Source organism: Weizmannia acidilactici (assembly GCF_008974185.1).
In the GTDB taxonomy this organism is placed as follows: Bacteria; Bacillota; Bacilli; order Bacillales; family Bacillaceae_C; genus Weizmannia; species Weizmannia acidilactici.
Genome location: NZ_BKZP01000017.1, coordinates 41,879 through 64,899, shown reverse-complemented (window position 1 = coordinate 64,899; position 23,021 = coordinate 41,879). Strand labels below are relative to the sequence as shown.

Annotated in this window: 18 protein-coding genes, 4 pseudogenes and 2 riboswitches; of the genes and pseudogenes, 7 read left to right on the top strand and 15 right to left on the bottom strand. The window is 45.9% G+C overall.

Going from position 1 to position 23,021, the window contains the following annotated elements; genetic code table 11:
- The first annotated feature begins 20 nt into the window (after positions 1-20).
- Positions 21-251 carry a hypothetical protein gene (locus tag BpJC4_RS09095; protein WP_151681208.1) on the top strand — a complete coding sequence of 77 codons (231 nt, stop codon included), beginning with the start codon at positions 21-23 and terminating at the stop codon, positions 249-251.
- Positions 252-309: 58 nt separating this feature from the next.
- Here the strand turns inward: BpJC4_RS09095 and BpJC4_RS09090 are convergent, their stop codons facing one another.
- From BpJC4_RS09090 to BpJC4_RS09060, 7 genes and pseudogenes are all read right to left on the bottom strand, one after another.
- Complete coding sequence (locus BpJC4_RS09090; RefSeq protein ID WP_172967475.1) at positions 310-1,806, bottom strand: aldehyde dehydrogenase family protein; 1,497 nt, start codon at positions 1,804-1,806, stop codon at positions 310-312.
- A gap of 134 nt (positions 1,807-1,940) precedes the next feature.
- Entirely contained in the window at positions 1,941-2,591 is a 651-nt protein-coding gene (locus tag BpJC4_RS09085) for a queuosine precursor transporter (protein ID WP_151681209.1), read from the bottom strand.
- Between the two features lie 12 nt (positions 2,592-2,603).
- Positions 2,604-3,104 carry a preQ(1) synthase gene (queF, locus tag BpJC4_RS09080; RefSeq protein WP_151681210.1) on the bottom strand — a complete coding sequence of 167 codons (501 nt, stop codon included), beginning with the start codon at positions 3,102-3,104 and terminating at the stop codon, positions 2,604-2,606.
- Between the two features lie 119 nt (positions 3,105-3,223).
- A riboswitch (PreQ1 riboswitch) is annotated at positions 3,224-3,269 on the bottom strand.
- Positions 3,270-3,326: 57 nt separating this feature from the next.
- A pseudogene (ytxJ, locus tag BpJC4_RS09075) lies at positions 3,327-3,648 on the bottom strand (bacillithiol system redox-active protein YtxJ).
- A gap of 58 nt (positions 3,649-3,706) precedes the next feature.
- Entirely contained in the window at positions 3,707-3,907 is a 201-nt protein-coding gene (locus tag BpJC4_RS09070) for a hypothetical protein (RefSeq protein ID WP_151681212.1), read from the bottom strand.
- 17 nt (positions 3,908-3,924) lie between these two features.
- Entirely contained in the window at positions 3,925-5,352 is a 1,428-nt protein-coding gene (locus BpJC4_RS09065; protein ID WP_151681213.1) for an amino acid permease, read from the bottom strand.
- 84 nt (positions 5,353-5,436) lie between these two features.
- A pseudogene (locus BpJC4_RS09060) lies at positions 5,437-6,267 on the bottom strand (MMPL family transporter); the annotation flags it as partial.
- A gap of 364 nt (positions 6,268-6,631) precedes the next feature.
- Here BpJC4_RS09060 and BpJC4_RS09055 point away from each other — a divergent pair.
- The 5 genes and pseudogenes from BpJC4_RS09055 (at position 6,632) to BpJC4_RS09035 (ending at position 13,991) form a co-directional block, all read left to right on the top strand.
- Positions 6,632-8,092: pseudogene (locus tag BpJC4_RS09055) on the top strand (alpha-amylase).
- Between the two features lie 1,078 nt (positions 8,093-9,170).
- The gene (locus BpJC4_RS09050; RefSeq protein ID WP_151681214.1) at positions 9,171-10,370 is read left to right on the top strand and encodes a saccharopine dehydrogenase family protein; all 1,200 of its coding nucleotides are present in this window, start codon (positions 9,171-9,173) and stop codon (positions 10,368-10,370) included.
- Positions 10,370-11,497 (top strand): carboxynorspermidine decarboxylase, encoded by a 1,128-nt coding sequence (nspC, locus tag BpJC4_RS09045; protein WP_151681215.1) that lies wholly within the window; start codon positions 10,370-10,372, stop codon positions 11,495-11,497. The genes BpJC4_RS09050 and nspC overlap by 1 nt, the downstream gene beginning before the upstream one ends.
- Before the next feature lie 275 nt (positions 11,498-11,772).
- Positions 11,773-12,849, top strand: a complete 1,077-nt coding sequence (locus tag BpJC4_RS09040; RefSeq protein ID WP_151681216.1) for an N-acetyltransferase DgcN family protein — start codon at positions 11,773-11,775, stop codon at positions 12,847-12,849.
- Complete coding sequence (locus BpJC4_RS09035) at positions 12,849-13,991, top strand: alanine/ornithine racemase family PLP-dependent enzyme (protein WP_151681217.1); 1,143 nt, start codon at positions 12,849-12,851, stop codon at positions 13,989-13,991. The genes BpJC4_RS09040 and BpJC4_RS09035 overlap by 1 nt, the downstream gene beginning before the upstream one ends.
- Before the next feature lie 19 nt (positions 13,992-14,010).
- Here BpJC4_RS09035 and BpJC4_RS09030 read toward each other — a convergent pair whose 3' ends face one another.
- From BpJC4_RS09030 to BpJC4_RS09015, 4 genes are read right to left on the bottom strand one after another with little or no spacing between them, the layout of a single operon-like run.
- Entirely contained in the window at positions 14,011-14,859 is an 849-nt protein-coding gene (locus tag BpJC4_RS09030) for a cysteine ABC transporter substrate-binding protein (RefSeq protein WP_151681218.1), read from the bottom strand.
- Positions 14,860-14,890: 31 nt separating this feature from the next.
- Positions 14,891-15,628, bottom strand: a complete 738-nt coding sequence (locus tag BpJC4_RS09025) for an amino acid ABC transporter ATP-binding protein (RefSeq protein ID WP_151681219.1) — start codon at positions 15,626-15,628, stop codon at positions 14,891-14,893.
- Positions 15,621-16,310 (bottom strand): amino acid ABC transporter permease, encoded by a 690-nt coding sequence (locus tag BpJC4_RS09020; protein WP_151681220.1) that lies wholly within the window; start codon positions 16,308-16,310, stop codon positions 15,621-15,623. Before BpJC4_RS09020 ends, BpJC4_RS09025 begins: the two co-directional genes overlap by 8 nt.
- Complete coding sequence (locus tag BpJC4_RS09015) at positions 16,291-16,950, bottom strand: amino acid ABC transporter permease (RefSeq protein ID WP_151681221.1); 660 nt, start codon at positions 16,948-16,950, stop codon at positions 16,291-16,293. The genes BpJC4_RS09020 and BpJC4_RS09015 overlap by 20 nt, the downstream gene beginning before the upstream one ends.
- A 240-nt stretch (positions 16,951-17,190) precedes the next feature.
- Positions 17,191-17,295: riboswitch (SAM riboswitch) on the bottom strand.
- A gap of 248 nt (positions 17,296-17,543) precedes the next feature.
- Between BpJC4_RS09015 and BpJC4_RS09010 the strand changes: the two are divergent.
- A pseudogene (locus BpJC4_RS09010) lies at positions 17,544-17,753 on the top strand (transposase); the annotation flags it as partial.
- 373 nt (positions 17,754-18,126) lie between these two features.
- Here BpJC4_RS09010 and BpJC4_RS09005 read toward each other — a convergent pair.
- The 4 genes from BpJC4_RS09005 to yycJ form a co-directional block, all read right to left on the bottom strand.
- Positions 18,127-19,629, bottom strand: coding sequence for a malate:quinone oxidoreductase (locus BpJC4_RS09005; RefSeq protein ID WP_151681222.1), 1,503 nt, complete (start codon positions 19,627-19,629; stop codon positions 18,127-18,129).
- A gap of 286 nt (positions 19,630-19,915) precedes the next feature.
- Entirely contained in the window at positions 19,916-20,395 is a 480-nt protein-coding gene (gene rlmH / locus BpJC4_RS09000) for a 23S rRNA (pseudouridine(1915)-N(3))-methyltransferase RlmH (RefSeq protein ID WP_151681223.1), read from the bottom strand.
- Positions 20,396-20,703: 308 nt separating this feature from the next.
- Entirely contained in the window at positions 20,704-21,978 is a 1,275-nt protein-coding gene (locus BpJC4_RS08995; protein ID WP_151681224.1) for a S1C family serine protease, read from the bottom strand.
- 233 nt (positions 21,979-22,211) lie between these two features.
- Complete coding sequence (yycJ, locus tag BpJC4_RS08990; RefSeq protein WP_151681225.1) at positions 22,212-23,006, bottom strand: exodeoxyribonuclease YycJ; 795 nt, start codon at positions 23,004-23,006, stop codon at positions 22,212-22,214.
- Between the last annotated feature and the right edge of the window lie 15 nt (positions 23,007-23,021).

Sequence of the window (23,021 nt, the reverse complement as noted above, 5' to 3'; positions counted from 1 at the left end):
AAAAGTCGGTAAACCGTGGAATGGCAAAATTTACGGGACTCCTGCAGGAAAAGCGGATCAGGCGGGGCTCCAAAGCGAGTGAATTTCTCAATGATCAAAAGGACTTCCTTTTTTCTGAATCAGCGGCAGAAGAATCAGCGGACTTCCCCGAGAAATCGGCGGTAACATCATTTAAATCAGCGAAAAACGACCTGAAATCGGCAATTCGAAAAAAAACGAGGGAGAAGCCAAGCCCCACTGCAAAAACATAGTCTGAAACGAAGAAAACCCGTTGAGGAAAATGAATTTCCCAACGGGTTTTCTTGCTTTTTAATATAATCCGTATGGAGACTCTTTCAAATTGATGAATATGTTTTTCGTTTGCGTGTAGGCATCCAAAATGCTCTTATACGTTTCACGGCCGATACCGGATTTTTTATAGCCGCCGAACGGGGCGCCGGCAGGCAGTTGGTTATACGTATTGATCCACATGCGCCCGGTTTCGACGCAGCGCGCTACCCTCATAGCGCGGTTGAAATTGGCCGTCCAGACCGCGCCGCCAAGGCCGTATTCCGAATCATTCGCCATGCGGATGACTTCTTCCTCAGTCTTAAATTTAATGACGGTTGCGACAGGGCCGAAAATTTCTTTCTGTGCAATCCGCATATCATTTGTGGCATCCGCCAGTATGGTCGGCGCCATAAAGAAGCCTTGATCCAGGCCGTTTTCCGTCAATCTGCGTCCGCCCGTTACAAGCCGGGCGCCTTCTTTTTGGCCGATTTCCACATATTCCAATATTTTTTCAAGCTGCCGTTCGTTAATTTGCGCGCCCATTTGCACACCGTCTTCCCACGGCAGGCCGACTTTGATTTTTTCGAAAGCTTCTTTTAAAGCAGCCAGGAACTTATCATAAATGCCTTCCTGCACAAAAATCCGCGACCCGGCGCAGCAGACCTGGCCCTGGTTGAACAAAATGCCGAGTTGTGCCCCTTCAAGTGCTTGTTCCCATGGTGCATCATCAAAAATAATATTGGCCGATTTGCCGCCCAGTTCCAAAGTTGCCGGGATTAATTTATCAGCAGCCGCTTTTGCCACTGTGTAGCCGACTTCTGTTGAACCGGTAAACGCCAATTTGCTGAAGCCCGGGTGTTCCAGCATATAATTCCCGGAATCCGACCCTCTGCCTGTAACGACATTCACAACCCCGGCCGGCAGCACTTGATCCAAAAGCTTTGCCAGTTCCAAAAGGCTGAGCGATGTGGAGGATGACGGATGGATGACAACCGTGTTACCCACCGCAATCGCCGGCGCAATTTTCCACGCTGCCATCAAAAGCGGGAAGTTCCAAGGGACAATCTGCCCGACAACGCCGATCGGCTCTTTCAAGTTGATCGTGATCGTTTCTTCATCCAATGCTTTTGCCGTTCCTTCTTCCGAGCGAATCACGCCGGCAAAATAGCGAAAATGGTCGGCGCTTAAAGGAATGTCAATCCCTTTTGTTTCCCTTAAAGGCTTGCCGTTATCGAGCGTTTCGACCAAAGCGAGATGTTCCGCATTTTCATCGATCAAATCCGCTATTTTCAACAGCATTTGGCTTCTTTCAAGAATGCTAGTCTTTTTCCAGGATTGCAAAGCTTCCGTTGCCGCTTCAACAGCAGCATCCACATCTGCATGGCTTGCATCGACAAACTCCGACAGTTTTTCGCCATTGCCCGGATTGTAACTTGTGATTTTCCTCCCGCTTGTCCCTTCAACCCATTTGCCGCCGATATAAAGCTTGTACTGTTCATCTACTGCATGTTTCATATCATGTAAAACCATGCTCATGAAGAAGACTTCCTTTCTGTTTCGGGATTAAAAAATGCCGCAATTTTATTTTACTCCGGGCCGATCAACACACAAAGGAAACCGCTCCCAATTCACAAAATTGTAAAACCCCGCCAATCGAGCGGGGCGAAACATTAAATTTTTTCAAGCACTTCCCGGCCAACCTGTGGATCACTATCTTTCTTGGCTTTGCGTATCATGCCGACAAGCAAATAAACGACCGGTGTCATCACAATGGAAGCCGCAAATTTAAATATATATTGGGTAAAAATCAGCGTCCCGAGTACCCGGACCGGCACCGTTCCGTAAAAAGCAATGGTAATAAAAATGGATGTATCAATCAATTGGCTCAGCATTGTAGAAGCATTGTTGCGCAGCCACAGCTTTTTTCTGCCGTGCTTTTTCTTCAATTTATTGAAGACGAACACATCCAGGTTTTGGCTGATGATATAGGAAACGAGGCTGGCAAGAATGACACGGAAACTGCCGCTTAAAATCGTTTCAAACGCATCCTGGTGCCCGAATGCAGGCGCTGCAGGCAGATGGATCGTGATCAGAATAAAAATCATCGCCAAAATCTGTGTAATAAACCCGGCCTGGACCGTCGCCCTGCCTGCTTTTTTCCCGTAAACTTCCACAGTCACATCAACAAGCGGATAAGTAAAAATATAAATAACGGCGGCGGCCGGCAGCACAATCGCATCACCGATATGGAAAAGCTTAACGGATACGATGTTCGATAAAATCAAGAGCCCGACAAATATCCCGTTCAAATAAGCATTCATCCTTGTCCCCCCTTACCGGTTATCCACTTTTTCGGGATACATGTCATGGTTCATCAAGCGGTAATGGGCCATTTCTTCGTATTTTGTTCCCGGTTTCCCGTAATTGCACCAAGGATCGATTGAAATCCCGCCGCGCGGTGTAAATTTCCCCCAGACTTCGATATATCGGGGATCAAGCAGCTTGATAAGATCGTCCATAATGATATTCACGCAGTCTTCGTGAAAATCGCCGTGGTTTCGGAAACTGAACAAATACAATTTTAAAGATTTGCTTTCAACGATTTTTTTGTCCGGGATATAGGAAACATAGATCGTTGCAAAATCCGGCTGGCCGGTAAGCGGGCATAAACTCGTAAATTCCGGGCAGTTAAATTTCACAAAATAATCACGGTCTGCATGCAGGTTATTGACCGCCTCCAATACACCCGGATCATAGTCCGTAGGGTATTTTGTTTTCTGGTTCCCCAGCAGCGTTAAATCCTTCAATCCTTCTTCTTGCTTTCTTCCAGCCATAAAAAACCTCCTCGAAAAAATGTTCCCCGCCATTTTTTCCAGGAGAGATCCCGAACCCTTATTTTCCGAATAAGATGAAAAAAAGCCATATCCTTTATGGACATGGCGGTACATTCCATTTATCCATAGTTTTTTATAGAGGGTTGAGCTATGAACCTCTCCCGATCGGGTAGTTGTTTTGTTCCTATTTTAAAAAATTTTGCCGGGCATGTAAACCCCCTTTTACTGTACGGCTTGTTGGATGGCTTCGCGTGTAATTTTCGCATGGTCCTCATTCCAGCGCACTTCCCCGTTTTCAAGGAGAAAAATTTGTGGGGACTCGTGCCGGATGCCGAACGTTTCCGCAATGTGATTGGAAACAGGCCGGTCTTCAATGACCAACACCTCGGCCGCCGGGATATCCGTTTCTTTTACAAATCCGAGATTCTTCGTGGGCTTTTGCGCTGATCGGGCATCTTGTACTGTGCTTAAAAAGCAGGCGCTTGCCGCTTCCCTGAACAAATTGTTCCAGTTCTTCCACTGTGTGGAGCTGTTGTACTGCCATTGTGATTCCTCCCATTTTAAAAGTTCATCTTTTAGTGTACCAATACAAGCCGATCTAATCACGGGAGAAGCTTTCTGTGCGGATGTGAAAAATGCCGGCCGAGGGAAGCAGCGACAATCACGACGATGGCCAAAACCATCACGATTTCTATATACAGGCTCGTTTCCGCTTCGTAGACGGCAGCCGTCTGGTTGCTTTCCGACATACCGGTTCCATTACCCGGGATCAATCGTACAAAAAGCTTGAAATCGGGTTTCAATATTAATCCTTTTCATCCTATTCAAAAACAGGCCCATCCGGTTCCGGGCGGGGCGTTGCTGCGCGGTTTCTGCGGCGCATCCATTTGCTGCACAGGAAAATGGCAAACATCAGGCCGAAACTGACGAGCAGGCCGATCCTTTCGTTTCTGTGCAGAAGCCCGCCTGAAATCACCGCCAATATAAAGGCGATCCCGGCAAAGGAAGTGAAGGGATAACCAAATACCTTATACGTTCCCTGTTTCCGCGCATACGTCGGATGCAATTTAATATGGGAAGCCAAAATATTGACCCAGTTTAAAATCAAGAGTACACCTGCCGCGGTCGTGACATATTCATACAGTGTTTTTGGCAGTAGGAAGGAAAACAGTACGGAAACCGCAAGCCCTGCAGCCGTCAGCAGCAAAGCATAAATGGCCACCCCTCTTTTATTTTTCTCTTCCAGCTTTTTCGGCGCGTCCCCGTCATCGGCGAGCGCCACTAAAATCTGTGTAATGGAAAACAGCGCGCCGACCATTGTGGAAAACGCAGCACTGATAATAATCACGTTGAATATGGAATCGAGATAAGGAATATGGAAAGCCGATAATGCCGTCACAAACGGGCTTTCCGAAGCATTGACCGCCCGCCAACCTGCCATCAGCACGACAAACAGCAAAGATAGCACATATATGGCGACAAGCGTGATCAAAAGGCCGTATCCGGTTTTCGGAATATCTTTTTGATTTTTCAGCTCAGCGGATGCCACACCGACCACTTCCATACCGCCGAAGGAAAAAAAGATAAAAATCAGCGCAGACCACAGCCCTGTGATGCCGTTCGGAAAAAGCTGAAAGTTCCCCGGCGACCTGACCGTATTGCCCGCCGACGGATGGATGGCGCCCAGTAAAAACAGCACGCCGAAAACAATGAAAACGACCAATGTCGATAATTTAATCATCGCAAACAGCGATTCAATTTTCCCGAAATTTTGCATGCCCATCAAATTGATGCCAAAGCCAAGGAGGGCAAATACAATCGTAAAAATCCAAAGCGGGGTATGCGGAAACCAAAATTGCGTAAAAGTGGAAAGGGCGACAATTTCGCTCGACATGATCAGAATGCCGGACAGCCAGTACATCCAGCCGATGACAAAACCGTACGGACTGCCGAATGCTTTTTTCGCGTATGTCCGGAACGAGCCCGGCTGAGGGTCATTAACCGTCATTTCTGCGAGCGCGCTGAACACAAAATACGCCGTTACCCCGGCAAACAAATAGCCGATTAAAATGGACGGACCGGCAAGGCGGATCGACAGCCCAGTGCCGAGGAAAAACCCCGCACCGATAATGGAGCCGATGCCAATCAGGGAAAGCTGCCACCATGGAAGTCCGCGCCCTTTCCCCTTTCTTGCCTGCTTTTCCTGCTGATGGCGGACAGCCTGTTTAAACGTTTGATGATATTTCACAGTAAAAATCCCCTTCTATGAATGGCGTCTTTATGGAGAAGTATCTCCGAACGCCTGCGAATCATACATAGAAGGGGTCAGCAGTTATTCTGTGCTTTTTAACGGTTCTTCTTCTTTTTCAAACAATTTCCCCGGCCAGAACGCATAGCGGCAGAGCACCGTTGTAATCGCCGGCACCAGGAGCGGGCGGACGACAAACGTATCCAGCAGGACACCGATGGCGGTGACAATCCCGAATTGCAATAAAATCTGGATCGGAAGGACGGTCAACACCGCAAACGTGCCGGCAAGAATGAGCCCTGCTGATGTAATGACAGCGCCTGTTTCCGTCACACCGAGCACAATTGCACGCTTGTGCGGCAGCCGCTGTTTATTTTTCCAAATGCTTGAAATCATAAAGATATCGTAATCTTCCCCAAACCCGACAAGAAAGACAAAGGCATAGAACGGAATCAAATCCTGGATGGCCGGAATGCCCAAACCGTAATGGATGAGGAGCCAGCCGGCACCCAAAGCGGAAACATAAGACAAGAACACCGTCACAATCAAGTACACCATGGCGACAAGCGAACGCAAATACAAGCGCCGCAATGATCAAAATGACAAACGGCATAATATTTTCATATCCCTTTCCGTCGTGTTGGCCGTATCATAAAGGGAAGACGTCACCCCGCCGATCCAAAGATGGCTGGTTCCTGCCACGCCCGCATCTTGCAAAGCCTTTACTGCCTGTTTTTTGATCTTCGGAATCGATTCAATCGATTTTTTGTCATATGGATTTTGCTTCAAGGAAACTTCATAAAACTCATAATGTTTATTCTTCCCGTATTCCGGACCTGTCACCTCGTCAACAAACAAAAGCTTTTCCAACGCTCCTTTTACATCCGCATCTTTTCCTTCCGTATTAACAATAAGGTTGTAAAACGTTTGCCGCCTATGCCTATCTCGCCCTCATTAAAACCGGAAACCATAAACAGGCCGACGGATCCCGCCTGTTCCCTTCTGCCGAAACGGCTGCAAACCGTATTATAACCGTATTTTGGCAAGGATTTTTCGGGAGAATCGCCGCGTAAATGACCAGGCCCGTTCTTTAACGGGTTTTTGTGTCTTTTTAAAAGATGATTTCCCGGGGTAAAACCGGGAATAGTACCCTAATTTAATTAACAGCTTTGATCCGGGACTTTTTTGCCATTAAAATCTTAATTTATTGAATATTTTTTATAAAAAATTATACTAAGCCCATCATCAATCTATTCTTTCTTTCGGAAGGGGAATTCTTTTGGAACGGAATCATACGATCATGCAGTTTTTTGAATGGAACACGAAAGCGGACGGAAAACATTGGAACCGCCTGAAAGAGCTGGCACCCGAATTAAAAGCGGGCGGGATTGATTCCGTGTGGCTTCCGCCTGTCACAAAAGGGCAGTCAGCCGAAGACAACGGCTATGGCGTCTATGACCATTATGACCTCGGTGAATTCGACCAGAAAGGCACGGTCAGAACGAAGTACGGAACCAAACAGGAACTGCATGAGGCCATCCGGGCATGCCACGAGCATGAAATTTGCGTCTATATCGACGTGGTCATGAACCACAAAGCGGGGGCGGATGAAACCTAAGCTTTTCAGGTAGTGGAAGTCGACCCAATGGACCGGAATAAAGAGATCTCAGAACCGTTTGAAATAGAAGGATGGACGAAATTCAATTTCGAAAACCGGCACGGCCAGTATTCTTCTTTCAAATGGAATTTCAACCATTTCAGCGGCGTGGATTATGACCAGCGGACCGGGCGGAATGGCATTTTCCGCATTGTCGGCGAAAATAAGCATTGGAACGAGAATGTGGACAGCCAATTCGGAAATTTCGATTACTTGATGTACGCCGATATTGACTACAACCATCCGGACGTCAAAAGGGAAATGATTGAATGGGGCAAATGGCTTGCCGATACGACCAGCTGCGACGGTTACCGGCTCGATGCCATTAAACATATCAATTTTGATTTTATCCGCGATTTTGCCTCCGAATTAATGGCGCACCGCGGGAAAAATTTTTATTTTGTCGGCGAGTTTTGGAACCCGCAGCTGGAAGCATGCCAAAAATATTTGGACCATGTAGAATTTAAAATCGACCTGTTCGATGTCGCGCTGCATTATAAATTGCGCGATGCTTCCATTAAGGGAAGGGATTTTGACTTAACAACCATTTTCGATGAAACACTCGTCCAAACACACCCGCTGAATGCCGTCACTTTTGTCGACAACCATGATTCGCAGCCGAGCGAATCCCTTGAATCATGGGTGGAAGACTGGTTTAAGCAGAGTGCTTATTCCCTGATTCTTCTCCGGAAAGACGGCTACCCGTGTGTATTTTACGGGGACTTTTACGGAATCGACGGAGACCATCCGATTCCGGGCAAGAAAGATGCTATTGCGCCGCTATTATATGTGCGCCTGGAAAAAGTTTACGGCGAACAGGATGACTATTTTGACCACCCAAATACGATTGGTTGGGTGCGCCGCGGCGTTTCGGAACTGCCGCATTCAGGCTGTGCTGTTGTCATTTCAAACGGTAACGGCGGGGAAAAAAGAATGTTTGTCGGAAAAGAACGCGCCGGGGAAATTTGGGTGGATGTAACAGGTGCAAGGAAGGAGAAAATTACGATCGAAGAAGAAGGCTTTGCCAGGTTCCCGGCCAACGGGGGCAGCGTTTCCGTATGGATCGAGGAAGAAAATAAATAGTCGGCGGCCGGCCAACAAAACATTGGCTGTTTCTTTTACATATTGTGGCCGTCCGCCGCCAGCAAATCATTCATATTGGCGACATCACGCAGAAGCCCGAAACCGTGATCCCCATGCCGAGGGGCACCATATTTTATGCCGTATGTGTAAAATATTTTTCGAGGGAAAAATAGGGATCGATCAGCCTGTATACAAGCACTTCATCGGCAATAGGGAATTTAAGCAAGATTTTTAGGTTGTCATATCTTCACCTGGATAAGGGGCAATTCCAACATCCTATAAAAAGCTGAGGATATATAATGATCGCTAATTTCTGAGACTCCTGCGGGAAAAGCGAGCAAGAAGAGACCCAGTGTGCTTGAGGGACGAGCGAGGAGGCTCGCGACGCTTGCGGAAAGCGAGTAAATTTCGCGATCATCAAAAAGAGGTGCCCATATTCCCGGTTTAAAGGCTTTTTGGATTGCCCTTATCCAGGGAAGCAAGCAAAGTGCGGTAGCCAAAAGCGTACAAAAAGAGTGGCTGGACATCACTGATTTTTAAACGATGTCGAGAAAAACTTGACACATACTGAAAAAATTTCTCCTTGCTATTTTGCCTGCATGCTGATAGGATAGAAGAGTATGATTTGGAAAGCGAATATTCAACGTCAAGAGTCTTTCCAAGCAGATAATTTTGACCAAGGAAGTTAAGGCCATACGGACAGCCGGGTCAAATGCCGAATCGGCAACTTTTGGTTGCCTTATTGATTGAGTTGGAAGCTCAAATTTTATAAGTTGGTTACTTTACAACCGGTGCGTGTGCACATCAACTTGTGAAACGATCAATAAGAGTGGTAAAAGTAATTATTTGCTATATAGACTCTGATCCGATTTGAATATTAAAAAGCTTTCTTCCATAATGTCCCAGGACTTTTATGGCAGATGGATATCCGTTTATCCCGGATATTCGTATGCTTTTTTAATATGATGATTTTTATGAAGCAAGTGTTGTGCGCGGGCCCGCGATCTGCACTTGCTTTTTTGTTTGCCTTTTTCCGGCATGCCACAAGTTTAAAATCTATTTTGAAGGAGATAAGAGAATGGGAAAAGCATTGATTATCGGTTGCGGCGGCGTGGCCTCGGTAGCTGCCTATAAATGTTGCCAAAACAGCGAAGTATTTGAAGAAATCTGCATTGCAAGCCGGACAAAATCGAAATGTGATGCGTTAAAAGTAAAACTGGACGGCGGCAAAACGAAAGTCACCACGGCGCAAGTGGATGCCAATCATGTGGAAGAGCTGATTGCTCTAATTGAAAAAGAAAAACCGGATGTTGTCATGAACTTGGCGTTGCCATACCAGGATTTAACCATCATGGAAGCTTGCCTCGCCACAAAAACAAACTATCTCGATACAGCCAACTACGAACCCGAGGATACGGCAAAGTTTGAATACAAATGGCAGTGGGCTTACCGCGAACGCTTTAAAGAAGCCGGCATTACCGCACTTTTGGGGAGCGGCTTTGACCCGGGCGTGACCGGCGTTTTTTCCGCCTATGCGTTGAAACACCATTTCGATGAAATTGAGTATATTGATATTTTGGACTGCAATGCCGGAGACCATGGCTACCCGTTCGCAACAAACTTCAATCCGGAAATCAACATCCGCGAAGTTTCTGCAAACGGCAGCTACTGGGAAAACGGCAAGTGGGTCGAAACGAAGCCGATGGAAATCAAGCGCGTTTACAACTTCCCTGAAATCGGCGAGCGGGATATGTATTTGTTGCACCATGAAGAAATTGAATCCCTCGCGCTGAACATCCCGGGCATCAAGCGGATCCGTTTCTTCATGACATTCAGCGAGAGCTACCTGACGCACCTGAAATGCCTCGAAAATGTCGGCATGACTTCCATTGAACCGATTGAATTCGAAGGCAAACAAATCGTGCCGCTCCAGTTCTTAAAAGCTGTGCTGCCGGATCCCGCTTCACTCGGCCCGCGCACAAAAGGCAAAACGAATATCGGCTGCATCTTCCGCGGAAAAAAAGATGGCAAAGACAAAACATACTATTTGTACAATGTGTGCGACCACGAAGCCTGCTACAAAGAAGTGGGTTCGCAGGCGGTTTCTTATACGACCGGCGTTCCGGCAATGATCGGCGCAATGATGCTGATGACCGGCACATGGGATTACAAAGGCGTCTACAACATCGAAGAGTTTGATCCGGACCCGTTCATGGAAGCCCTGAACAAATGGGGCCTGCCGTGGAAAGAAAGCTTTGATCCGGAGCTTGTGGACTGATGAAGATCGAACAACTGCCAACCCCGTGCTATGTCATTGATGAAAAGAAACTTGAAAACAACCTGAAAATTTTAAATGGCGTCATGAAACGGACCGGATGCAAAATTGTCTTGGCCCAGAAAGCTTTTTCGATGTATACGCTGTATCCGCTCATTGGGAAGTACTTAAGCGGCACAACGGCAAGTGGCCTGTATGAAGCCCGCCTCGGCTATGAGGAAATGGGTAAAGAAAACCATGTTTTTTCGGCTGCCTACCGTGATGATGAAATCGATGAAATTATCTCGATCTGTGACCATATTATTTTTAATTCCTTCTCGCAGCTCGAGAAATTTAAGGATAAAGTGCTGAAAGCCGGCAAAAAGATCGGCCTGCGCATCAATCCGGAATGTTCCACCCAGGTCGGCCACGCCATTTATGACCCGTGTTCCCCGGGATCCCGCTTCGGCGTGACAAAAGAACATTTCCGTCCCGAATTGCTGGACGGCGTTTCCGGGCTGCATTTCCACACCCTCTGCCAGCAAAACGCGGATGATTTGGAAACAACTTTGAATGCTGTTGAACAAAAGTTCGGCGAGTGGCTCCCGCAAATGGAATGGATCAATTTCGGCGGCGGCCACCATATTACAAGGGAAGATTACGATATCCCTTTGCTGGAAAAATGCATTCAACGGATGCAGGACCAATACGGCTTGGAAGTATATCTCGAACCTGGCGAAGCCGTTGCCTTGAATGCCGGCTATCTCGTCACGACAGTGCTCGATACGGTGAAAAACGGCATGGATATTGCCATTCTCGACACATCCGCTTCCTGCCATATGCCGGATGTGCTCGAAATGCCGTACCGCCCGCCGCTGTTCGGGTCCGGGGAACCAGGGGAAAAACCGTATACGTACCGTCTCGGCGGCCAGACCTGCCTCACCGGCGACACGATCGGGGATTATTCTTTCGACCGGCCGTTAAAAGAAGGCGACCGGCTTGTATTTGGCGACATGGCCATCTATACGATGGTGAAAAACACGACATTTAACGGCATGCCGCTCCCGGCCATCGCCATCCGGGACCGGAACGGGGACTGCAAGGTCGTCCGCGAATTCGGGTACGAAGATTTTAAAATGCGGTTGGCTTAATCCGTTAATAAGAGAATCGGGCTTCGGAATGAGGTCCGGTTCTTTTTTTAAATGAAAAATCACGCAGGCCTGCTCCTTAAGAGCATCTTGCTTCCCAACTTAAGTAATCGTAATTATAATTATATTTGCAAGCTTCCATCATCGTCTCCTGGTTTTGCAGGCCTGCCCATATAATATCACTTTCGAACAGCTATCTTCTTTAGTATTTTTACTATTTGAAGCCATTAGGTGTTCTTTTTTATGTTGCCTGAATTTCAATATATGGAGGGATGGCAATGAAAAAACGGGCAATTGTTTATTGCGAAAATCAATTTGGCACAACAGACGGAAAAACAGCGAACGGGCTGATCCGCGAACCCGGCAATTATATCATTACCGCCGTCATTGACAGCAGCAAACAGGGGCAGGATGCCGGGCGATATCTCGACAACAAGTTTAACAGCATCCCGATTTGCAAAGACCTGGAAGATGCACTTCTCCATTCAGGACAAACACCGGATGATTTCATTTTCGGCATTGCGCCGACAAACGCCTTTTTGAAACCGGAAGAAAGAGAAGTCATTATCGAGGCAATGAAAGCCGGATTAAACATCATCAACCCGCTTCAGGAATTTTTGACGGATGATGAAGAAATGATGGCCTGCGCACGGGAATGCGGGGTAACCATCCGGGACATCCGCAAACCGAGGCCGAAAAAAGAGTGGACCTTGTTTACGGGTGAAATATTAAACATCAATACGCCTGTTGTTGCGGTGCTGGGCACAGACGGCGCCTGCGGCAAGCGGACTACCGCGAAATTCCTTGAAAGGGGATTCAGAGAAAAAGGCTATAAACCGGCCTTTATTGCAACCGGCCAAACCGGCTTGATCCAGGGGGCCCAATACGGCTTCGCCATGGATGCTTTTCCGCTGCAGTTTTTGATTGGCGAGTTGGAGCGTGAAGTCCTAAGAGCCAATAAAAACGAGCATCCGGACATCATCATTGTGGAAGGGCAGGGGGCGCTCAGCCACCCCGCATATGCGAGCTCGGTCGGCATTTTAAAAGGTGCAAGGCCGCAAGCTGTTATTTTGCAGCATGCCCCAAAAAGGAAAATTTTGTCAGATTTCCCGTTTGCTGAAGTGCCGAAAGTAGAAGATGAAATCAGCTTGATTGAACACTTTGGAAAAACAAAAGTCATCGGGATTACTCTGAACCATGAAAGCATGACAGACGGCGAACTGGAAGAGACGATCCGTGAATATGAAGAAACATACCATCTTCCTGTTTCCGATGTGTTAAAAACCGGCACGGATAAAATGATTGATGCCATTATCGATTTCTTCCCTTCCCTGAAGAAGGCAGTGGTTTCCTGATGGTGCTTTTGCCGCGGGTAGAAATCAATCTTGAAAAAATCAAACACAATGCAAAAACATTAAAAAAAATATACGGAAGGAAAGGAATCGATGTTACAGGCGTTGTAAAAGGGGTTGCTGCCGACTTGAAGATTGCCGCTGCTTTGGTGGAATGCGGCATTACGAGCCTGGCAGACTCAAAAATTGCCAATATCATAAAATTGAAAAGAGCCGGCATCAAAGCGGACCTGATCTTATTGCGCTCCCCCGGCATCAGTGAAGTGGAAAAAACCGTTCAATACGCAGACACCAGCATGAATACGGAACTCGATGTCATCCGGGCGTTGTCGGCAGAAGCGGCAAGGCAGAAGAAAAAGCACAAAATCATTTTAATGGTGGAAATGGGGGATTTGAGGGAAGGCATTTTATTAAAAGATGCCCCTGCCATGATCCACGAAGTGCTGAAATATCCCGATATCGAAATAGCAGGGATCGGCACAAACTTCGCCTGCTTTGGAGGCGTGCTGCCGACAGAACAAAAAATGAGGGAGTTTTCCCGCTTTGTGCGTGCCATGCAGGAGCTGTTTTCCCTCAAACTTCCTTATGTTTCCGGAGGCAATTCCGCCAACTACAACTGGGTGATGAAAACGAAAGATGCCGGCGCCGTCAATAACATCCGGCTCGGGGAATCGATTTTACTGGGCCGGGAAACATCAGGTGGGCGTGCCATCCCGTCTTTATACCAGGATGCGTTTTGTTTCGTTGCAGAAGTCATTGAATCCAAAATCAAACCATCCGTGCCATACGGGATGATTGGAAAAAATGCGTTTGGGGAACGGGTTTCCTTCCAAGACAGGGGAAACAGGCGGAGGACGATTGTTGGGGCAGGGCGGCATGATGTGCTCGTGCCGGGCCTTACCCCTGTCCAACCGTTTGAAATCCTCGGATCCAGCAGCGACCATATCATCCTCGATACAAAAGATGCCATCCTTAAACCGGGGGATGAAGTAAGGTTTTACATGAACTACGGGGCAGTGCTGACGGCCATGACTTCCCCGTATGTCCATAAAACTTATGTATATCCAGACGCCAAGACCCGCGAATGGTACAAGCAGCAGTTTATCCTTTCCCGTGTCGCTAAGCAGGAAAAAACGGGCGCATGAATCATACGCCCGTTTTTTCTTATTTTGTGATAATAATATCTTCTGCTGTGATGTCGCTGCCGAAATACGGTTTCAAATTCTCGTTGTAATCCTTTTTAAAGAAGCCATTATGGTTTAATTTCGTAATTTCCTTATTGACCCATTTCAGAAGCGATTGATTTCCTTTCTTCACCGCAGGGGCAATATACTGGTTCGGCCCAAGCGTTTTAATCCCGACCGTATAGTCCGGATGATTTTTCACCCAAGCATACAGATAAGAGTTATCATCCGCCAATGCCGCTGCCCGGCCATTTTTCAGCGCATTGAACTGCTCTGTTTTTGAATCATATTTTTGCAAAGAGATATCTTTATATTTGCTGGTAAAATAGTTTTCCGCCGTTGTCCCTTTGTTTACAATCAAAGATTTGCCTTTCAATTGGTTCACATTGGTAATCGGATTTTTCTTAGGCGAAACAACGCCAATAGAGACTTTCATGTACGGATTGGCGAAGTCCACAACCTGCTTCCGTTCAGGCGTTACGGTGAAATTGGCCAATACAAGATCGACTTTGTTGGATTTCAATGCATCAACGCGGTTGTTGGCATTCACTTGCACAAATTTCACTTTCACGTTTAAATCTTTGGCAATTTGCCGGGCCAGTGCTACATCATAACCGGTCCGGTTCCCGTTTTTATCCACCCATCCGTAAGGCGGAAGATCACCGAAAACGGCAATCTTAATCGTGCCGTTTTTCTTAATGGCGGATACACTGGACGGGTTGCTGCTTGATGAACTGCCTGAACTGTTGCCGCAGCCTGCAAGCGCCAATACCAATATCAGTACAAAAGATGAGATTAAACCTGATACCAATGAACGATGCTTTTTCATAATCTTACCTCCTAGCTGAGATACAAATATTCTAGAAATCCATGCTTTCCAGGAATTTTTTCGCCCGGTCTGTCTGCGGTCTGGCAAAAAATTGGCTGCCCGGTGTTTGCTCGAGAATTTTTCCGTCCTCAAGAAACAGGATTTTATCACCAATTTGCCGGGCAAAATTCATTTCATGCGTGACGACGATCATCGTCATATTTTCTTTGGCTAAACGTAGAATGATTTCGAGAACGCCGCGGACCATCTCCGGGTCAAGCGATGCGGTGACCTCATCAAAGAGCATCAGTCTCGGATTCAGTTCAAGCGCGCGGACAATCGCCACCCGCTGTTTCTGCCCGCCGGACAATTCGCGCGGATAAGCCTCTGCATACTGTTCCATCCCAACTTCTTTCAACAGGCTTAATGCCTGCCGAGCGGCTTCGTCTTTCTTCCGCTTTTGGACCTTCATCGGGCCAAGGAGGATATTTTCCATCACCGTCATATTCGGAAATAAATCATAGCTTTGGAAAACCATCCCGATCTGCTGCCGCAGCCGGCGCCAGTTTTTCTGCGACGACTGAACGGTTTCCCCGTTGAAAACAATCGATCCGGATTGAAATACTTCAAGCCCGTTTAAGCATCGGATCAATGTGCTTTTTCCCGACCCGGACGGACCCAAAAGGACGACGACGCTGCCTTCATCGACTTCAAAACTGATGTCCTCCAGCACGCGTTTATTGCCGTAAGATTTCTGTAAATGTTCTACTTTCAGTAAAGGTTCAGCCATTTGCTCCTACCTTGCCCCTCCTCTCTAATCGCCTTGCCAGACGGGAAAGCGGATAGCATAAAATAAAATATAAAATAAAAATAAAACCGTAAACCCAGAAAGCGCCGTCCTGATAACGGTGGCTGTTGGCTTCAATAATCTGCTGCCCGACATTGATGACATCCACCACGCTGATCAACAGCAGCAGGGAGGTCGTTTTAATAATTCTGGTCATTAGATTAATGGTAGCCGGAATCATCAAGTGGACCGATTGCGGCAGAAGGATGTACCGGTAGAGCTGAAATGGATTTAAACCGATTGCTTTTCCGGCTTCAACTTGGTGCCGGGGAACGGAAATCAACGCACCGCGGACGATATCGCTCATTTCAGCAGCCATCCATAAACTGAATACGAGTGTCCCGACCGTATCTGCCTTGAAATTAATGTTAAAGCTTTGCGGCAGAATATAATAAAACAAAAACAGCAGTACAATGGTCGGCACAATGCGGAAAAATTCCAAATACAGCCGCAGAATCATCCTCAGCAGCGGATTATGCAATGTCCGCAAGACCCCTAAAACAATGCCAAGCACACCGCCAAAGAGAATGGCCAAAAGGGCAATTTTAGCCGAGACATATAATCCGCCCAATAACCGTATAAAGTTGGCTCCTTCAAAGAAGATATTAATTCCCGAATGTCCCATAACGCACCTTCTTTTCTAACCATGTCAGTATGATGGACAGCGGAATTAAAATGACAGCATACGCCAGCACGAGCAATGACAAGTACTCGTTTGTGTGGTAGTACATACCGATTAAGTCAAGTGCCGTATTGGTCAATTCCGGAATGGCAAGGACTGTAAAAATGGAAGTTTCCTTGATTAAAAAAATGACGTTTGCGGCAAACGCAGGGACGCTGAGCATCAATCCCTGGGGAAAAACGATATAGCGTGCCAGCTGAAACTGGTTCAGCCCAATCGCGAGCCCTGACTCAACCTGTGTTTTCGGCACGCCGTTCAGTCCGCCGGAAAACCCTTCAGCCATATAACTGCCCCCCAGAAAAATAAGGCCGATAATCCCGCAGATTTCAGCGGGAAATTTTATCCCGACCTGCGGCAGACCGTAATAAAGGAAAAATAACTGAATCAATAATGGCGTGTTCCGCGACAATTCTACATAAGCCGAAACGATCTGCCGCAATACCGGAACCTTAAAATACTGAACAAAACTGCACAACAAGCCTGCAACGGCCGCACCAAGAATGCCGAAAAACGAAAGCCGCAAAGTCAGCCAGAATCCCTTAATAAATATAGGCATGCTTTGCTGTATAACGGTCCAGTCCATCTCATCCCTCCTTTTGGCAAAATCCCATATAGCAGTTGAACAGCCTGGACTGCAAAATGCAGACACTAGGTGGAATCCGTGCTCATGCACTCAACAAACCAGATATGTAGAGATAAAAATGTTGCTTTGTCGAATATTCCGAATTTCACCTCCCTCCTTTCTTTTCCCATCCAGCAGACACAAAAAAGGCCGTTTCCCGCATAAGAAAACGACTTTACTCTTTTCGAGTATGTTGTTGTTTTCTTATCTTTACAGATGGATATCTGCTGGAATTAACACCATACATTTAAAAATGCTGGTTGTCGGGTTTCATTGGGCCAGTCCCTCCACCACTCTTGATAAGAAATATTCATTATTTTAGCAACATCTTTATTTTACTGAATCTGAATATAAAAATCAATATATTCCAATTGATTTTATCGGATTTGTCTCACACAGGAACAGCCGCCATGGTGATTGCAGCAAGGGTAAAAAAGAAATATGATCCCAATTACGAAAGTAAAAGTGTAATTTAAAATAAAAAAAGGGCCCCATTCTTTGGTATAATTGAGTTTAACCAAAACTAAAAAACCAAGAAAGGGGGCACCTTTTCTGAATGTAATGCCGTTGAAGGCAAATTTGGTGAAGGCAAGCGTAAATACGGGCTGGACCTTATTCGAGCACGCCTTCAGGAGACAAGTGAAACAGTTGTAGCTCTCCAATTTCTCATCATGAACCTGGAGCGAAAGCTCAGAGTTCTTTTTTTGAAGTTTTTACAAAACACTATTTTGTCTTTTGATAACCGAATTTTGGCTTGCATCTGATTCGTTCAGCAAGCCCTATTTACTTTAAACAATTTTACGGAAAAGCCAAAACATTTTTTAATTTATTGAAAAAACAGGCCAAACATACTATCGAAATGATACTTTCGTCAATGTCATTGCTTGGGCTTTGTACACTGACTTAAGAATAAGCTGCAGAGAGTAAATCCATTCGCCATTACATTTATTATATGATTCCGGAAGCCTCTCTAACTGCGAATATTGAAAAAAGAACCTTCAATCCAAAGATTGATCAATGGTTCTATGTTTTATTTTCAATGATGTTCTATTCCAATTCTTTAAGTAGAAACAATTGTCCATTGAAGAAAAATTGTTTAACTTTTTCGTTCAGTCCCTTTGTTCCGCATCCAAAGCATTAATGATAAACCGGTTCTTTTTCGCTCAGGCCAAGCGTCTGTGCTGTCGTAGTACGAATTTCTTGAAGAAGCTCCGGATTTTCCGCCAGTGACACGCCATAAGAAGGAATCATTTCTTTTATTTTCGGTTCCCACGCTTTCATATGTTGCGGGAAACATTTTTCGATTACCTCAAGCATCACGTGAACAGCAGTCGAAGCACCCGGAGAAGCACCAAGCAATGCAGCTACCGATCCATCAGCGGCAGTGACAACTTCCGTACCAAATTGTAGTGTTCCTTTACCGCCAGCCTCAGTATCTTTGATCACTTGTACTCGTTGGCCGGCTACCACGATATCCCAGTCCTCAAGTTTGGCGTTCGGGATAAACTCCCGTAACGTTTCCAGACGCTTTTCATTTGATAACAAAAGCTGCTGGATCAGGTATTTTATCAATGGGACGTTTTTTGCACCTGACGCTAACATCGTGAAAACATTATTCGGTTTTACAGAACCTAATAAATCAAAATTTGAACCTGTTTTTAAGAACTTTGGCGAGAAGCCGGCAAAAGGCCCAAACAGCAACGATTTTTTATGATCAATATATCTTGTATCAAGATGCGGAACCGACATTGGAGGAGCACCGACCTTCGCTTTACCGTATACTTTTGCATGATGCCGCGCTACAACTTCCGGATTTTTGCATACCATAAATAATCCGCTTACCGGGAACCCTCCAATATGTTTTGATTCAGGAATACCGGTTTTTTGCAGTAAAGGCAGACTTCCGCCCCCAGCACCGATAAAGACGAATTTTGCAGTGTGGTATTCGATTTTACCGTTTTTGATATCATGCACTTTCACTTCCCACAAGCCTTCGCGGGTACGCTTAATATCCTTCACGATGTGCTTGTAGTTGACCTCGACGTTTGTATTCTTTAAGTGGTCAAACAACATGCGTGTTAAAGCGCCAAAATTGACATCAGTCCCGAAATCGATTTTTGTTGCCGCTATCGGTTCATTCAATGTACGGCCTTCCATGATAAGCGGAATCCATTCCTTCAGTTTTTCCGGGTCATCTGAAAATTCCATCCCTTTAAACAGGGGATGGCTTGACAGCGCTTTAAAACGTTTTTTTAAAAAAGTAACATTTTTTTCCCCTTGAACTAAACTCATATGAGGAATTGGCCTGATAAAGTCCCGCGGATTACTGATCAGCTTGCTGTTTACAAGATAAGACCAAAACTGTCTTGAAAGCTGAAACTGTTCATTAATTTTTACAGCCTTGCGAATATCTACAGATCCGTCAGATTTCTCGGGTGTATAGTTGAGTTCGCACAGCGCAGAATGGCCCGTACCCGCATTATTCCATTCGTTTGAGCTTTCTTCCCCTGGGTTTGCGAGTTTCTCAAACACTGTGATTTCCCATTCCGGTGCTAACTCCTTCAACAATGTTCCTAAAGTCGCGCTCATGATTCCGGCACCAATTAAGATAGCGTCTGTTTTTTCCTGTCTGTTACTCATGATAACCTTCTCCTTATCCCCTGTATTTGCAATATGATCCAGGCGCTCCTTCCCGTTACACAAATGGCAGGTGCAACCCGGGAAAACGCTTTATGAGTCTTAATATAATAATATCATATTTTATTATAATTCTTTAGAATAATGATAAACAATTTGACAATGGAAATATGAGGAAGAAGTCTTTTGCAAAGACCGAGAAACACAAAAAACCAAAGCCTTAACTCAACTTCTTAAAATGGTTAAGGCTTTGGTTTACGCTACAACCTGCATCGTCCCATTATCGACGTTACTTATGGTACGGTTCATTCCTGATAATCCGGAACGCGCGGTAGATCTGTTCCAGTAAAATCAAGCGCATCAACTGGTGCGGGAAGGTCATTTTGGAAAAGGAGAGGCTTTCGTTGCCCCGCTGCATGACTTCACGGCTTAAGCCAAGGCTGCCGCCGATGACAAAAGTGATTTTGCTTTTGCCGTATGTCGCCAAATGATCAATCATATCCGCCAATTCTTCCGATGTTTTCATTTTACCCTCGATCGCAAGCGTGATCACATAGGTATCCGGGCTGATTTTGGCGAGAATCCTTTCGCCTTCTTTTTGTTTCACAATTTCCATCTCGGCTTCGCTCAACACTTCTGGCGCTTTTTCATCCGGAACTTCGATGATGTCCACTTTTGCATAAGCAGAAAGCCTTTTCAAATACTCTCCAATCCCTTGTTTTAAATATTTTTCTTTCAATTTTCCTACTGAAAGAATCGAGATATTCACAACTTACCCCCACCTTACCCACAAGCTATTGACATAAGTTATCCACATATTCACAAAAACTATCCACATTTTGTGTGGGAATACCCGTTCCATACAAGATATATTCCATCATTTTTCGCTGTTCACAGGCTGTTAATATTCTTTTTTTCGAGCAATTTCAACAAATATTATTATTTCCTTACCATTTTTCTTCAAAAATGGCCCCTTTATCCTGGCCTCATTGCCTTATTTTACTTATCCACACAGGAAACCCACTACATGATCCCAAAAAAGGAAGGAAAAGCATTTCGCCTTTCCTCCCCATTCTATTAGTTGGATCCTGAAGCTGTCGCTAACGTCAATGTAAATGTTTTCGATTGCCCGTTCCGGTACACGGTGACGCTCATCTTATCTCCAGGCTGTTTATGTTCATACAAGTATTTCCTCAATCCAATGATGTTGTCGATCTTATGGCCGTCCAATTTATAGATGACATCAAACTCTTTCAGGCCCGCTTTATCGGCTGGGGAGCCGTTCTGGACTGCTCCAATTACAACACCGGTTGTAACATTGCTCGGCAGTTTTAATGTTTCCTGCTGCTGGTAAGCCGAAATATCAGAGACATTTTCAATTCCAACTCCCAACGCCGGGCGGACAATTTTACCTTTTGTTTCCAATTGGTTGATGACCGTTTTCGCCGAATTGATCGGAATCGCAAAACCGATCCCTTCAACAGACTCATTCGAAATTTTCATTGAGTTGATGCCGACAACCTGGCCGGAAATATTGATTAAAGCACCACCGCTGTTCCCAGGGTTGATCGCGGCATCGGTTTGAATGACTTCTTCCTGCCAATCTTCCGTTCCGTCTTCATCTATATCAACTGGGACAGTGCGGTTAAGCCCGGATACGATTCCTTGCGTCACTGATCCAGCAAATTCTTCACCAAGCGGGTTCCCGATCGCGATGACCGTTTCCCCAAGTTTTAATGCATCCGAATCGCCGAATTGGGCAACCGTTGTCACGTTGCTGCCGTCAATTTCAAGCACAGCCAGGTCGGTCCATTTATCGCCGCCAACTAATTTGGCGGAAAGCTTTTTGCCGTTGTACAATGTTACCTCTAAAGAATTGGCCCCTTCAATGACGTGGTAATTCGTGACCACATATGCCTTATCCCCGGATTTTTTATAAATAATCCCTGAACCGGATCCTGCTTCTTGGGAAGAGGAAGAGGAAGAACTCGAATCCTGGCCGTAAAAATCCTGGTTTGACCAAATACTCTGTTTTTGGATATTCGTTACGCCGACAACAGCTTTTTCCGCGTTTGAGACAGCTTTCGTAATATCCGTTGTGACTTTCAGGGATACCGATTTTGAAGTGGTCGGCGTGGCAGTGCTTGTATTCGCTGCAGAATTTGATTCAACAGATGCGGAATCTGTTTCCGTCCCAGTTTTCCCTAAAATGCTCGGGAAAAGGAGCGCTACAATTAATGCCCCGACAATGACGCCGATTAAACTGGAGAGAAAATAGCCGAATTTGGCTCCGCGTCGCCCTCTCTCATTTGATCTCATTTGACCGTTTTGATCGTCATCATAATATCCCATTGCGCACCATCCTTTCTGTAAAGGTGAGAAAAATCTGAAAGGAAAGGGCAGCGCAAGCGTTTCTGTAAAACCACCCCGCTTTAGCCGCCGACTCTCCAATATTCTTGATTTCATTATAAGTGCCGATTATTAAAAATTACTAAAAAATCATTTGCTTTTTCGTCTAAATAAAAAGAAAACTTCCCTGACACGTATTGTATTTCCAAATCAGGCGATTTTCAAACTCTTTGCTTTTACACAGCAGTTAAATTTGTCGGGATTTTCGGGTCCGTATCGTATAACTCAAATGCTTCGCCGACTGCCAAGCCCTGCTGCTGGAGAGTTTGGGATACAGCCATACGCGCAAGTTCTTTCATGTTGTTATCTTTGCTTAAATGGGCCAGGTATATACGTTTTGTGCGGTCGCCGATTACTTCGCTCATTGCAAGGGCGGCATCCTCATTGGACACATGACCGACATCGCTCAAAATGCGCTGTTTGACGCTCCACGGGTACCGCCCCATCCTGAGCATTTCAACATCGTGGTTGCTTTCGAAAATAAAGACATCCGCATTTGCAATCGTGCCCTTCATGCGATCGCTGACATACCCGGTATCCGTGATAATGACTAATTTTTTTCCGTTTTCATGGAAAATATAAAACATCGGCTGGATGGCATCATGGGAAACGCCGAATGATTCAATCTGCAGGCTCCCGAACGATTGGACAGACTCCATGCCGAAAGAAAACTTCAGGTCGGTTGGAATCTCTCCAATCATGCCTTCCATGGCCGACCATGTTTTATCATTTGCATAAATCGGGAGCTGGTATTTCCGCGCCAGCACCCCGATTCCTTTAATATGGTCGCTGTGTTCGTGCGTGACAAGAATCCCGCTTAAATCCGCAATATTTCGGCCGATTTGCCGGAAAAGCTGCTCCATTTGCTTTCCGCTCAGGCCTGCGTCCACTAAAAAGGCATGCTGTTCTGTTTCTACATATACTGCATTGCCCGTACTTCCGCTTGCGAGTACGCTAAATTGCATTGACATGTTATCCTCCCCAAT

What these genes read in the sequence shown, in the direction of transcription:
- BpJC4_RS09095 (WP_151681208.1), top strand. Translation starts at nt 21, where the DNA reads ATGGCAAAATTTACGGGACTCCTGCAGGAAAAGCGGATCAGGCGGGGC.
- BpJC4_RS09040 (WP_151681216.1), top strand. Translation starts at nt 11,773, where the DNA reads ATGAAAAAACGGGCAATTGTTTATTGCGAAAATCAATTTGGCACAACA.
- BpJC4_RS09030 (WP_151681218.1), bottom strand. Translation starts at nt 14,859, where the DNA reads ATGAAAAAGCATCGTTCATTGGTATCAGGTTTAATCTCATCTTTTGTA.
- BpJC4_RS09015 (WP_151681221.1), bottom strand. Translation starts at nt 16,950, where the DNA reads ATGGACTGGACCGTTATACAGCAAAGCATGCCTATATTTATTAAGGGA.
- BpJC4_RS09090 (WP_172967475.1), bottom strand. Translation starts at nt 1,806, where the DNA reads ATGAGCATGGTTTTACATGATATGAAACATGCAGTAGATGAACAGTAC.
- BpJC4_RS09035 (WP_151681217.1), top strand. Translation starts at nt 12,849, where the DNA reads ATGGTGCTTTTGCCGCGGGTAGAAATCAATCTTGAAAAAATCAAACAC.
- BpJC4_RS09020 (WP_151681220.1), bottom strand. Translation starts at nt 16,310, where the DNA reads ATGGGACATTCGGGAATTAATATCTTCTTTGAAGGAGCCAACTTTATA.
- queF (WP_151681210.1), bottom strand. Translation starts at nt 3,104, where the DNA reads ATGGCTGGAAGAAAGCAAGAAGAAGGATTGAAGGATTTAACGCTGCTG.
- BpJC4_RS09025 (WP_151681219.1), bottom strand. Translation starts at nt 15,628, where the DNA reads ATGGCTGAACCTTTACTGAAAGTAGAACATTTACAGAAATCTTACGGC.
- nspC (WP_151681215.1), top strand. Translation starts at nt 10,370, where the DNA reads ATGAAGATCGAACAACTGCCAACCCCGTGCTATGTCATTGATGAAAAG.
- BpJC4_RS09050 (WP_151681214.1), top strand. Translation starts at nt 9,171, where the DNA reads ATGGGAAAAGCATTGATTATCGGTTGCGGCGGCGTGGCCTCGGTAGCT.
- BpJC4_RS09005 (WP_151681222.1), bottom strand. Translation starts at nt 19,629, where the DNA reads ATGAGTAACAGACAGGAAAAAACAGACGCTATCTTAATTGGTGCCGGA.
- BpJC4_RS08995 (WP_151681224.1), bottom strand. Translation starts at nt 21,978, where the DNA reads ATGGGATATTATGATGACGATCAAAACGGTCAAATGAGATCAAATGAG.
- yycJ (WP_151681225.1), bottom strand. Translation starts at nt 23,006, where the DNA reads ATGTCAATGCAATTTAGCGTACTCGCAAGCGGAAGTACGGGCAATGCA.
- BpJC4_RS09085 (WP_151681209.1), bottom strand. Translation starts at nt 2,591, where the DNA reads ATGAATGCTTATTTGAACGGGATATTTGTCGGGCTCTTGATTTTATCG.